We start from the raw sequence: 12835 nt of genomic DNA on the forward strand, positions 1-12835 counted from the left end.
AATCAGTCACAAAAACGGCCCGGCAGCGTACGGCTTACATCTCGCGTCCGTTGGTATGGATAACCTGTTTTAACCACGCGTAGCTCTTCTTCGGCACGCGTTTCAGGTCCTTCAGGTCGTGGTTTTCACGGTTGACATAGACCACGCCGTAGCGCTTACGCATGTCGCCCTGGGAGCTCAGAATGTCGATCAGCCCCCAGCCGAGATAGCCCATCACCTCTGCGCCATCCTCGAATATGGCGGCTTTCATGGCCTCGATATGCGCCCGGTGATAGTCGATGCGGTAGGTATCCTCAATCGGGTTCACGCCATCCCAGGATTCAATCACGCCAATGCCGTTTTCAATCGGGAACACCGGCATGCGCCAGTCGTTGGCGTAGCGGGTGATGATGGTGCGAAAACCGAGCGGATCGATCTGCCAGTTCCATTCGGTGGCTTTCAGGTACGGGTTATTTTTATCGCCGTACAGCAGGTAATCGTTCACCGGGGTTCCCTGCGGAATGGCATCGCTGTCCAGCGTTTTACTGGCGTAGTAGCTGAAGGCCATAAAGTCGTTTTGGGTTCTTGCGAACAGGGCCAGATCCTCGGCACGGTAGATATCGCCAAATCCTTCCTGCTCCACCACCGCCATCACTGCCGGGCTATAGCCCTGGCCGGCAAAGACGCGCAGCAGGTTCTGGTTGAGGAATTCGTCATACTGCTGGGCACAGAAGATATCGCGTGGTTTGCAGGTGGCCGGATAAACCAGCTGGTGCGCCAGCATACCGCCCATCAGCTGACCTGGCCGGGTCTGATGCAGGTACTCGGTCAGCGTCATATGCGCCACCATGGTGTGATGCTGCAACTCGTACAGCTCGCGCAGGGTTTTCTCGCCTTTCATGTAGCCGGAAATGCGGAATGCTTCCGGCATATGGAAGATGTTCTGCTCGTTGAAGGTCAGCCAGTATTTCACCCGGTCGCCGAAGCAGTCGATCATTTTTTTGCCATAGCGGATAAAGGCCTCCATGACGCGACGATCGTTAAAACCGTTGTACTCCTGCGCCAGCGCCAGCGGCATATCGAAGTGATAGAGGCAGATCATCGGCTCGATACCGCGGGCGATGAGATCGTTAATAAAGCGGTCGTAAAAGGCGATGCCCTCATCGTTGAACTCGCCGTCGCCCTGCGGACAGACCCGGCTCCAGGAGATTTGAAAGCGGTAGCAGTTCATGCCCAGATCCTGCATCAGGTCGAAATCTTCCCGGTAGCGGTGGTAGGAATCGGTCGCCACTTTCCAGTCGGAGATGTTTTCCCCCGCTTCGCGAATGTCGTACACCGACATCCCCTTCCCGCCCTCATTCCATGCCCCTTCCGTCTGCATGCTGGATACCGAGTTGCCCCATAAAAAGTTGGCTGGCAGTGATTGATTCATGGTCTCTCCCTATATGACTAGTCATTTAAATTTCATGACTAGTCATATAGGCGAAGATGTAAAAGCGATCAAAGAGGAGGATCGAATTTTGTGAGCAGAGCGGAAAAAAAAGCCCCGGCAAGCGGTGCGCCGCCGGGGGAAGGAAAGTTATTACTGTGTGAGCTGATTACGACGATATTCCCCCTGCCGCTCCAGCATCCAGCCCGGATATTCACGCGGCAGTGCGCTGACGGCATCAAGCTGTTTAAGCTCGTCTTCGCTTAAACGGATCCCGGTTGCGGCGATGTTGTCATCCAGTTGATCGACCCGTTTGGCACCAATGATGACGCTGGTCACCACCTTCTGATGCAGCAGCCACGCCAGGGCAATCTGCGCGACGGAGACGCCTTTGCTTTCGGCAATAGTGCGCATCACATCCACACAGTCGAAGGCGCGCTCTTTTTCCACCGGCGGGAAGTCAAATTCCAGACGACGGCCACCGGCTTCACTCTGCCCATCGCGGCCATATTTCCCGCTCAGCAGGCCACCCGCCAGCGGGCTCCAGACCATCAGCCCGACGCCTTCGCTCTGCATCATTGGCACCAGTTCGCGCTCCAGATCGCGCCCGGCGATGGTGTAATAGGCCTGCAGCGACGCGAAACGGGCCAGACCCAGCCGCTCGGAAATGCCCAGCGCTTTAGCAATCTGCCATGCGGCCCAGTTAGAGACACCGATGTAGCGCACGTGGCCGTGCTGCACCAGGTTATCCAGGGCATAAAGCGTCTCTTCCATCGGCGTTGCGGGGTCGAAACCGTGAAGCTGGTAGAGATCGATATGGTCGAGCTGCATACGGCGCAGGCTCTCTTTCACGCTGCTGATAATGTGGTAGCGTGAGCTGCCGCGTGAGTTCACTCCCGCCGTGCCCGTTTCGCCAAAAACTTTGGTGGCAACCACCACGTTTTCGCGCGGGATTTTCAGGTTCTTGAGCGCCTGGCCGGTGATCTCCTCCGAGCGGCCTTCGGAATAGACGTTCGCGGTGTCGATGAAGTTGATCCCGGCATCCAGCGCACGGCCCACCAGCTGCTCGGCTTCACTCTGCTGCAGCTGGCCAATCTTGCCCCACATGCCACCTTCACCGCCGAAGGTCATGGTGCCAAGGCACAGTTCAGAAACAAACAGACCGGTATTGCCCAGTTTTTGATAACGCATAAGATAGTCCTCACATGTCGTTTGATGGGTGCCTGATAGTTATACCCGCCCCGCAGCCAACGCGAATGTGGCGTTCCTGTCCGTTTCTTGCCCAATCCTCTGAATTTTATCCGCGCGGGGCCTCGCCAAAGACGGCGTAATCCGGTAACTGCACCTGCTGATATGGCTCCCAGCCGCCGCCAAGCGCCTTATAGAGCGCCACCAGATCAAGCGCGCTCTGCACCTGCGCCTGGGCACGCTGCTGCTCGGCCTGCGCCAGCTGTCGCTGGGCGTCGAGTACGTCGATAAAGCTGGCAATCCCCTGCCTATAGCTGTCGCTGGCCAGATCAAAGGCGTTTTGCAGCGCATCGATGGTCTTCGCGAGACCCGCTTCACGCTGCTGATCGGTGCGGTAACTTACCAGCGCATTCTCCACATCCCCCAGCGCGGTCAGTACTGTCTGGCGATAGTCCAGCACTGCCGCCCCCTGTTGCGCGCGCGCCACTTTCACGCTGGAGACCAGCCGTCCGCCCTGGAAGATAGGAATCGAAACCTGTGGACCAAAACTGTAGAAGTGGCTGCTCCAGTCGGTGAGCCAGTTGGATTCGCTGTTGCGCAGGCCAAACTGCCCGGAAAGGGTAAAGCTCGGGAACAGCTCGGCCACCGACACGCCAATTTGCGCGGTGGCGGCATGGAGATTCGCTTCCGCTTCTCGCACGTCCGGACGACGTCGCGCCAGCGTGGATGGAATACCCGTTTGCACGATATCCGGCAGCGCGGGCATCGGCTGCACGCTTTGTAGTTCCGCATCCAGCGCCCCCGGCGGCTTGCCGAGCAGGATCGCCAGGCCGTTCATCGCCTGCCGCTCCTGCGCCTGATATTGCGGCAGTTGTGCTTCAAGGTTGCCCAACTGCGCCCGCGCATTTTCTACGTCCATCTGCGGAGACAGCCCACCCCGCTGGCGACTTTCGGTCAGATCCAGCGTTTGCTGCGCGCTTTTAATCTGGGTGTTCAGCGTGGCAATAATGCTCTGCGCCCCGCGCAGCTGGAGCCAGGCGCGCGCCACTTCGGCTTCAAGGGAGACAAGTGCGTCGTTACGCTGCTCAATAGCGGCTTTCTGCTGCGCTTCAGCAGCTTCAACCTGACGACGAACTTTGCCCCAGAGATCAATTTCCCACTGGGCGTCGAAGCTGCCCTGGTAGAGGTTGATCGGCTGCGTCAGCGGCCCTAACGCCCCCCTGAGTTCCGGATCGACGTTATCAAGCTGGTCGTAGACCCCGTGAGACTTCAGCTCACCTTCCAGGCCGAGCTGCTGGCGCGTCGCCTGCAGATTACCGTTGACCGACGGATAAAACGCCCCGCCCGCCTGGTTAATCTGTTCGCGCGCGCCAGCGATGCGCAGCACCGTTTGCTGCAGGGACAAATTCCCGGCGATGGCGCGTTCAATCAGGCTGTCGAGCTGCGGCGAGCCGAACGTTTTCCACCAGCGCGGGTTAGTCGTAGCGGATGTGGTGTGTGATTTCACCGTGCTGTCGCCTTTATCGTTCCAGTGCGTGACGGCAGGCGGTGCAGGCGGCTGGTAATCCGGCCCCACGGCGCAGCCTGCCAGCAGCATCATTATCATCAGGGGGTGTAAACGTCTGTGTATCATCAATGTGCTCCTGCACTCCCCTCGCTCTTAACCGGCGAGAGCAACAAACAAAACGGAATCAGGACCAGCGCCACCACACTCAGAATGGTGAACACGTCGATATAGGCCAGGAAGCGCGACTGCTCAATCATGGTCTGGTACATGCGGCCGGTGGCGATGCCGGTCGGGTCACCGACCTGAGTGGTAAAGTTCTGGATCGCCTGCGCGCTTTCGCGGATCGCCTGCTGGAACTGCTCGTTAAACGGCGAGGCGTGGTACGCAAGGTGCGCGCTGTGGGCCTGCGCGCGTTCGGTAATGGCCGCCGTCGAGAGCGATATGCCAATCGAGCCCGCAACGTTACGGAACATGGTGAACAGCGCCGCGGCATCCGCGTTCAGCCGCCTCGGGATAGAAATAAACGCAATGGTGGTCAGCGGGACAAACAGGAACCCCAGGCCAATCGACTGGGCGCTGCGGAACAGCACCAGCGTTTCGAAGTCGATATCCGGGGTGAGCGTGCGCGACCAGAAGAACGACACCGCCAGACAGGTAAAGCCAAAGGCGATGATCCAGCGCGTCTGCACCACCGGCATCAGCTTCAGGACCAGCGGGATGGTTAACACGATCAACACTGCGCCGGGCGACAGCACCAGCCCGGACCAGGTGGCGGTATAGCCCAGATCCTGCTGCGCCAGCTGCGGGATCACCACCGAACTGCCGTAGAGGATCATCGCCATTCCTGCCATCAGCAGGCTGGAGATAGTAAAGTTGCGGTCCTTCATGCAGTGCAGATCGACAACCGGTTTTTTGGCATACATCAGCCAGTAAATGGCGCCAATGATGCCGACCAGTGTTAACACCGCAAAGGTGCGAATAAAGTTCGAGTAGAACCAGTCATCATCCTCGCCCCGGTCGAGCATCACCTGCAGACAGCCGAGGCCAAGCGCGATCAGGCCGATCCCCGTCCAGTCGATCGTCAGCTTCTCTTCTGATTTGCTCTCCCAGGGTGGATCTTCCAGCAGCTGGTAGATCGCCAGCACCGTCACAATCCCCACCGGGATGTTGATAAAGAACACCCAGCGCCAGGAGTAGTTGTCGGTGATCCAGCCCCCCAGCGTCGGGCCAAGCACCGGCGCAACGATAATCGCAATGGAGGAAAGGCCAAACGCTTTGCCCCTGTCTTCCGGTTTAAAGTAGTCGAGCAGTACCGACTGCTGCGTGGGCTGCAGGCCGCCGCCAAAAAAACCCTGCATCACACGGAACAAGATGATTTGCCACAGCTCGGTGGCAATCCCGCACAGGAACGAGCAGACGGTGAACATCACGATGCAAATCAGGAAGAACTGCTTGCGGCCAAACACCCGGCTCAAAAACGCCGAGATGGGCAGGACGATGCCGTTAGCCACCAGGTAGCTGGTTAATACCCAGGTGGACTCGTCATAGCTGGACGAGAGCGAGCCCGCCACGTGCGGCAGCGCCACGTTGACGATGGTGGTGTCGAGGATCTCCATAAACACCGCCAGCGTGACGACAATCGCCACCGCCCACGGATTGCTGGCGGGCTTCCAGTTGTCGTGGCTGTGATCCGTCATTCCACCGTGACCTTCGGCTCTACCGACAGCCCCAGCGGCAGCGGTTTGTTCGGATCCAGCCCTTTATCAATCACGATTTTCACCGGCACGCGCTGGACAATTTTAACAAAGTTGCCGGTGGCGTTTTCCGACGGGAACGCCGAGAAACGCGAGCCGCTGCCCTGCTGGATACTGTCGACATGGCCTTCAAGCGCCATATCTGGCCAGGCATCGACGGAGACGTCCACCTTATCGCCAGGCTTCATGCGCTCAAGCTGAGACTCTTTAAAGTTGGCCACCACCCAGACGTTGGGTGAGACCAGCGAGAACAGCGCCGTGCCCGCCTGCACCAGCGTACCGGGCTGCACGTTACGCTTAGTGACAAACCCGTCGAACGGGGCGCGAACTTCGGTGTAAGAGAGGTTGAGGTTAGCGGTTTCCAGCTGCGCTTTAGCCTGATCGACCTGGCGCTCACGCGCTTCGACGTTGGTCTCCTGCTGGCGGATCTGCAGCTGTACCTGCTCCGCCACTTCCAGCTGGGCCTGCGCACTTGCCAGAGCGGCCTGTGCGCTTCGCAACTGGGCGTTGGCGGAATCAATGCTTTGTTGGGTAGTGGCACGCGGATCGACCCCGCGCTGGCGGCGATACTCCGCCTGCGCGTTGGCGAGGTCTGCCTGCGCTTTCAGCACCTGCGCTTTGGCTTCGTCGCGCTGGGCAGGGTACTGCACTTTCGAGAGCGCCAGCTGTGCCTGGGCCTGATGCAGCTGCGCAATAGCCAGGCCAAGCTGGGCCTGAGCCTGATCGCGCTGGGCGGTGGTATCACGCGGATCGATAACCACCAGCAGATCGCCCTTTTTCACGCGCTGGTTATCACGCACGTGCAGCGCCGTGACATACCCCGCCGTTTTAGGGGCAATCGTCACCACATCGCCGTCGGTAAAGGCGTCGTCAGTTGTCTCTTCGTTACGGGTTAAAAACCACCAGATCAGCGCCACAACGACCATCACCACCACGACAATGCCGAGGATAATTAACGGTTTTTTGCCCGGTCGCTTACGCTCATTATTGTTTTTGTCCTGCTCGTCAGCAGGTGGATTTTGATCTTCAGCCATAGTTCAGCAACGGTCCTGTCAGTGAGCGGCATCACACTATGCCGTTCACTAAAGCTAGGACGTTGCTATACGTTTGCCAGGAAAAACTGACAAATTGCGCACTATATGAGAAGGAATAATCCGAAACCGATCGCCGCAGCCCAGAGCAGCATGGGGATCGACCAGAGATGGAAGCGCCACCAGATGCGGCGATCGTTCGCCATCCGCAGGGCAATCAGGTTGGCCAGTGAGCCGGGCAGCAGACCAAACCCACCGATGTTAACCGCCCAGGCCAGCAGCGTGTCCGGCGGAACATAGTTGAGCAGTAAAATGGTAGAAGGCACGTTGCTGATGAACTGCGACAGGCCAATCGCTGTCAGCCACAATCCGGGCTGCGACAGACCGCTGACGCTGTGCAGTACGTTTTGCAGCACCGGGAGCTGGATAAGCAGATGCACGTCGATGAACATCACCATAAAGACCAGCAGCAGCGTCCAGTCCACGCTCACCAGCACGCGTCGCGCCAGCACGACAAAACCAGCCGCCACGAGCAGCACGCCCGCCAGTTCATACTTCAGCTCCAGCGCAAACAGGAAGACGATATACAGCCCCAGGCAGCTCCAGACCAGACGAGGCTGCCACTGCGGGCCGGTTGTGCCGCTGTGGTATTGCAGTTTTTTATCCGGGAAGGCAAACCAGCAGACCACCAGTAGCGACGCCATCATCACCAGCGCCAGCGGCGCCATCTGCCAGGTAAAGGCGGCGAACGATAATCCTGAACGTCCCCAGAGGAGAATGTTTTGCGGGTTGCCGATAGGGGTTAACAGCGAGCCCGCGTTAACGGCCAGCGCTTCAAAGATAATCAGCCGACTCACCGGGATCTCGCAAAGCTTACGCAGGGTGAGCGTCAGTGGCACGATGATAAACAGCGCCACATCGTTGGTCAGAAAGGTCGACAGCACTGCGGCGGAGAACACCATAAACAGCGACAACCTGCGTTCGGTGGCAAACCGGCGCACCATTTTGCGCCCCAGCACGTCAAAGTAGCCGCTCAGCTCCACCCCTTTGGTGAGCATCATTAATCCGCTCAGGGTAATGATGGTGCGCCAGTCAATCGCCGCAGGCCAGATCTTGGGCGCAAACGGCACAAAAAGGCTAAGTCCTGCGCCAATAATCAATAAGAGATGAAAGAAGCGATCGCGCGTGAGGGCCTGCAGTCCAGGGATTTTCATTCAGCGGAGGGACCATATTTAAGCGTAAATTCGCGAAACTTCACCAGCGTCTCTTCGCTGACGTGGTGTTCCATACCTTCCGCATCCCGGCGGGCAATCTCCGGGCTTACGCCCAGCACCAGCAAAAAGTTTTCCACGAGCTGATGGCGCTCGCGACTCTCCTGCGCCAGTTTCTCCCCTTCCGGCGTCAAAAAAACGCCGCGCCAGGGGATCATTTCAATTAAGCCGACGGACGCCAGACGTTTTAACATCTTCGCCACGGTTGGCTGCGAAACCCCCAGCCTGGCCGCCATATCAACCTGGCGTGCTTCGCCAACCTCGCGGATCAAGTCGGAAATCAGCTCAACATAATCATCAATCAGTTCACGTCGGTGGGCTTCACGTACCTGACGAAAACCTTCGACATGCTCTTCCACATTCACCAGTTGCGTCGTTTTTCTGATTGTTGGCTTACCTGCGCGACGGTTCATTGTACTTCCTCAGTGGGGTGACGCTTCCAGCGCCCGGTATCGAGAGCGCACATTGTAAACCATAGCTCTACAAGCACAAAAAATTAACGAAATAGCCATAGCTATACAATATAGCCTGTGCTATATCTGTATGTAATGCAGTCACCCTTCACGGATCGAAGGGATCAAAACTCAGGAGGTCTTATGAACGAATTCAAGAGGTGTATGACCGTGTTTACTCACTCTCCTTTTAAAGTGCGCTTAATGCTGTTGAACATGCTGTGCGATATGTTTAACAACAAACCGCATCAGGACGACAAACCTTCCCACTAAGCGGCGTTGCGGTACGCCGCTTCATTTTTCCGTCATATTCCCGCTGTATACTGGCCGTAAGCCGCCCTATTCCTGATTTTTTTTACGGATTTGCAATCCCCTTCGCAAAACATCTGCTTAGCAACTGTTGATATTATTTAGCGCTCGCACTATCTTCTTGCAGCCCTGCACAATTTGCGGCTCGCTGAAGCGGACCCTCATTCCCTCTCCACGCACTGTCAGGCAGGTTATGACCCTTGACGCCAGGGTGAGCACATGGCGTTTTTATGCATGATAGTGACCTATGAATTTAACCCTGATAGACACCGTTGTTACCCGCAGTCGGGCCTTAAGTCCGTGGACGGGATTCTACTTTTTACAATCATTACTGATTAACTTTGCGCTGGGTTATCCCTTCAGCCTGCTTTATGCCGTTGCGTTCACCTGCATTTTGCATCTGCTGTGGCGTACCGCGCCGCGCGCGCAAAAAACGTTAATCGGTATCTGCTCCCTGATTGCCGCCCTCTATTTCCCGTTTGGTCAGGCCTATGGTTCGCCAAACTTTAATACGCTGCTGGCGCTGCACTCGACCAATATGGAAGAGTCGACCGAGATCCTGACGATCTTCCCGTGGTACAGCTACGTGGTAGGGCTCTTTATTTTTGCGCTTGGCGTAATCGCAGTGCGCCGAAAACCAGAAGAGAAAAAAGCGTGGGGAAAAATGGAGACGCTGTGCCTGGCATTCAGCGTGGTGACCTTCTTTGTCACCCCCGTGCAAAACCTGGCCTGGGGCGGCGTGTTCAAGCTGAAGGATACCGGCTATCCGGTGTTCCGCTTCGTAAAAGACGTTGTCGTCAATAACCAGGAAGTTCTCGACGAGCAGGCGCGCATGGCTGAGCTCTCCAATATGAAAGACACCTGGAACGTGCTGGCGGTGAAGCCGAAGTACCATACCTATGTGGTTGTCATCGGTGAAAGTGCACGCCGCGACGCGATGGGCGCGTTCGGCGGACACTGGGATAACACGCCGTTCGCCAGCTCCGTCAACGGTACCCTGTTTACCGATTATATTGCGGCCAGCGGCTCGACGCAGAAATCACTCGGCCTGACGCTGAACCGCGTTGTCGACGGGAAACCGCAATATCAGGATAACTTTGTCACGCTGGCAAACCGTGCCGGTTTTCAGACGTGGTGGTTTTCCAATCAGGGGCAAATTGGCGAATACGATACCGCCATTGCCAGTATCGCTAAGCGTGCTGACGAAGTGCAGTTCCTGAAAAGCGGTGATTTTGAAGCCGATAAAAATACCAAAGACGAAGCATTGCTCAAGATGACGGCCCAGGTCTTTGCCACGCAGCGTACGCAGCCTCAGCTGATCGTCCTGCACCTGATGGGTTCCCACCCGCAGGCCTGCGACCGTACCCAGGGGAAATACGCAGAGTTTGTGCAATCCAAAGAGACCTCTTGCTATCTCTACACCATGACGCAAACCGATGAGCTGCTCAGCAAGCTGTACGATCAGCTCCGCAATACAGGCGACAGTTTCTCACTGGTCTATTTCTCGGATCATGGGCTGGCGTTCAAAGAGCGCGGTAAAGAGGTGCAGTATCTGGCGCACGACGACCAGTTCCAGCAGAACTTCCAGGTGCCGTTTATGGTGCTGTCGAGTGATGACAAGAAGCATCGTATTATCAAAGCGCGTCGTTCGGCGAATGATTTCCTGACGTTCTTCTCGCAGTGGACAGGGATTTCTGCAGAGCAGATAAAAAATACTTACCCGTTTATCTCAAACAAGAAAGCGCCCCCAGTGTACGTTACCAACTTCAAGTTACAGAAAGTTGACTATAACCATCTGGGGACGGATATTTTCGATATTAAGAGTAAGTAAGCTGTGCGGTCTTGTGCGGTCTGATGCCCTCACCCACGGGAAAGGGAAAAAACATTAAAAACGGCAACCCATGGTTGCCGTTTTGCTTTTACCTTGCAAAAAAAATCCGCCACATGGGCGGATTTTTTACTGGCTCACCGAAGTGATTAGAAGCGGTAACCTACGCCCGCGATCCAGGTGCCAACGTCAACATTGCGGATACGGCTCTGCTCATAGGAGAAGTCCAGAGCAACGTCTTCGATTGGGTTGAACTGCAGACCCGCGCCATAGGAGAAGCCGTAGTCGCTGTTGCTTGCAGTGCGGTTCAGACCCTGGTTTTCGGTCTGCTGGAATTTACCGTAGCCAACACCTACAACACCGTAGATGCTTGCCCAGTCGTTCAGACGGTATGCTGGACCAGCGGTGATGCCGTAGTACTGGCCTTTGTTGTATGCGCCGTTTTCAGAACGATCTTTCTCGGTGTAGGTGAAAGAACCGATCACGCCCAGTGGGTTGTTATCCTGCTCGTAACGATACTTCAGGTTGAAACCGTTAGCTTTGTTCATTACGCCCTGCATATCGCTCTGAGCGTAACCACCGGTCACAGTGGAAGTAGCAGCTACAGCGGTACCTGCGGAAACAGCCAGTACAGCGGCCAGTGCTGAAAGACATGCAATTTTTTTCATAACCACCTCAAATGTGCTTCAAGTAAATCCGTAAGTTTTAAATATATCAAAAAAATTTGCGAAACTCTTTGAGATTCGTGATGTCTAATGAAACCTTTCCTGTAACAGAACGTTTCCAGCATCAGTTATCTTATTCAAATCACAGAGAATTTCTGTTGCAAAACACCCATACTGCGCGTCAATGCCTCTACATTCATCCAGATTATTCCTAATCTGACAGGCGATAAAACCAGCAACGCTAATCCATTTTACGGATTTTCCCTGGTTTTTTTTCAACAGTAGCTCAACCGTGACGCCATATTTCCATTACACTGCGGCTTTTACCCTATTTGACAAAAATTGACAGGAGAAAGGATGCCAGGGTTATCCCGCAGGTCGTCGGTCTGGATGCCGGTTGCTGTAATTCTGATCGCGATGTTGTCCATACAGAGCGGAGCGTCGCTCGCGAAATCACTCTTTCCGCTGGTGGGCGCACCGGGCGTCACTGCCCTGCGTATCGCGTTAGGGACCCTGATCCTGGTGGTCATCTTTAAACCCTGGCGGTTGCGGGTTAAAAAAGAGCAGCGACTCCCGCTGCTTTTCTACGGACTGGCGCTGGGCGCCATGAACTATATGTTCTATCTCTCTATCCAGACCATTCCTCTGGGTATTGCCGTCGCACTGGAATTTACCGGCCCGCTGGCCGTGGCGCTTTTCGCGTCCCGACGGCCTGTCGATTTTATCTGGGTAATCTTAGCGGTGCTTGGGTTATGGTTCTTGTTACCGCTGGGTCAGAGCGTCTCTGAAATTGACCTGAAGGGGGCCGCGCTGGCTCTGGGCGCAGGAGCCTGCTGGGCGGTCTATATCCTCACGGGCCAGCGCGCCGGAGAAGAGCACGGTCCGGCAACTGTCGCGCTGGGCTCGTTAATTGCCGCCATCATCTTTGTGCCACTCGGAATGGCTCAGGCCACGGAATCCATCTGGCAATGGTCAGTGATGCCGATTGGGCTTGCTGTCGCCATCCTCTCCACCGCCCTGCCCTATTCGCTGGAGATGATTGCCCTGACGCGGCTGCCGACGCGCATTTTCGGCACGCTGATGAGCATGGAACCCGCACTGGCCGCCATCTCCGGTATGGTATTCCTCGGTGAAACCCTCACGTTTACCCAGACGCTGGCGCTGTGCTCAATCATTGCAGCGTCTATGGGGTCAACGCTCACCATGCGCCCCGAGTCAAAAGTTGAGAAAATCGACATCAGCTAATGCCGTATATTCTGCATGGCTTCACTGCCATGCAGAATAAAGGCCAGTTCTTAGATTTTTATAATTTCTTACATTCTTCGTCATCGAAAAGCCATATTTCTCTTGCCTGCGATACGATATAAACAATTAAGATTGATCTGTGTCAATTTTAAAATACGTTAGAAATTTCAGTGGGTT

The 12835-nt window shown here is 55.9% G+C and carries 11 protein-coding genes; 3 read left to right on the plus strand and 8 right to left on the minus strand.

Going from position 1 to position 12835, the window contains the following annotated elements; genetic code table 11:
• Positions 1-34: 34 nt before the first annotated feature.
• From NQ842_RS17055 to mntR, 7 genes are all read right to left on the minus strand, one after another.
• A complete protein-coding gene (locus tag NQ842_RS17055; protein WP_257256113.1) occupies positions 35-1411 on the minus strand; it encodes a glycoside hydrolase family 1 protein in 1377 nt (458 codons plus the stop codon).
• Positions 1412-1561: 150 nt separating this feature from the next.
• Positions 1562-2599: an aldo/keto reductase gene (locus NQ842_RS17060; protein WP_047362359.1), complete on the minus strand. Its 1038-nt coding sequence runs from the start codon at positions 2597-2599 to the stop codon at positions 1562-1564.
• A 106-nt stretch (positions 2600-2705) separates the two neighbouring features.
• Entirely contained in the window at positions 2706-4229 is a 1524-nt protein-coding gene (locus tag NQ842_RS17065) for an efflux transporter outer membrane subunit (protein WP_257256114.1), read from the minus strand.
• Complete coding sequence (locus NQ842_RS17070; RefSeq protein ID WP_257256115.1) at positions 4229-5800, minus strand: DHA2 family efflux MFS transporter permease subunit; 1572 nt, start codon at positions 5798-5800, stop codon at positions 4229-4231. The genes NQ842_RS17065 and NQ842_RS17070 overlap by 1 nt, the downstream gene beginning before the upstream one ends.
• Positions 5797-6891, minus strand: a complete 1095-nt coding sequence (locus NQ842_RS17075) for an HlyD family secretion protein (protein WP_050859849.1) — start codon at positions 6889-6891, stop codon at positions 5797-5799. Before NQ842_RS17075 ends, NQ842_RS17070 begins: the two co-directional genes overlap by 4 nt.
• Before the next feature lie 101 nt (positions 6892-6992).
• The gene (locus tag NQ842_RS17080; protein WP_257256116.1) at positions 6993-8102 is read right to left on the minus strand and encodes an anion transporter; all 1110 of its coding nucleotides are present in this window, start codon (positions 8100-8102) and stop codon (positions 6993-6995) included.
• Positions 8099-8572 (minus strand): manganese-binding transcriptional regulator MntR, encoded by a 474-nt coding sequence (mntR, locus tag NQ842_RS17085; RefSeq protein ID WP_014169260.1) that lies wholly within the window; start codon positions 8570-8572, stop codon positions 8099-8101. The genes NQ842_RS17080 and mntR overlap by 4 nt, the downstream gene beginning before the upstream one ends.
• A 183-nt stretch (positions 8573-8755) precedes the next feature.
• Between mntR and mntS the strand changes: the two genes are divergently transcribed.
• Together mntS and NQ842_RS17095 are read left to right on the plus strand one after the other, a co-directional pair.
• Positions 8756-8884 carry a manganase accumulation protein MntS gene (mntS, locus tag NQ842_RS17090; protein ID WP_014831181.1) on the plus strand — a complete coding sequence of 43 codons (129 nt, stop codon included), beginning with the start codon at positions 8756-8758 and terminating at the stop codon, positions 8882-8884.
• A 283-nt stretch (positions 8885-9167) separates the two neighbouring features.
• Entirely contained in the window at positions 9168-10751 is a 1584-nt protein-coding gene (locus NQ842_RS17095; protein WP_257256117.1) for a phosphoethanolamine transferase, read from the plus strand.
• A 146-nt stretch (positions 10752-10897) separates the two neighbouring features.
• Here NQ842_RS17095 and ompX read toward each other — a convergent pair whose 3' ends face one another.
• Positions 10898-11416 (minus strand): outer membrane protein OmpX, encoded by a 519-nt coding sequence (gene ompX, locus NQ842_RS17100; protein ID WP_014831179.1) that lies wholly within the window; start codon positions 11414-11416, stop codon positions 10898-10900.
• 354 nt (positions 11417-11770) lie between these two features.
• Here ompX and rhtA point away from each other — a divergent pair, with 354 nt between their 5' ends.
• Complete coding sequence (gene rhtA, locus NQ842_RS17105) at positions 11771-12658, plus strand: threonine/homoserine exporter RhtA (RefSeq protein ID WP_257256118.1); 888 nt, start codon at positions 11771-11773, stop codon at positions 12656-12658.
• Positions 12659-12835 lie beyond the last annotated feature (177 nt).

The organism is Enterobacter cloacae complex sp. R_G8 (assembly GCF_024599795.1).
GTDB classification, from domain to species: domain Bacteria; phylum Pseudomonadota; class Gammaproteobacteria; order Enterobacterales; family Enterobacteriaceae; genus Enterobacter; species Enterobacter dissolvens.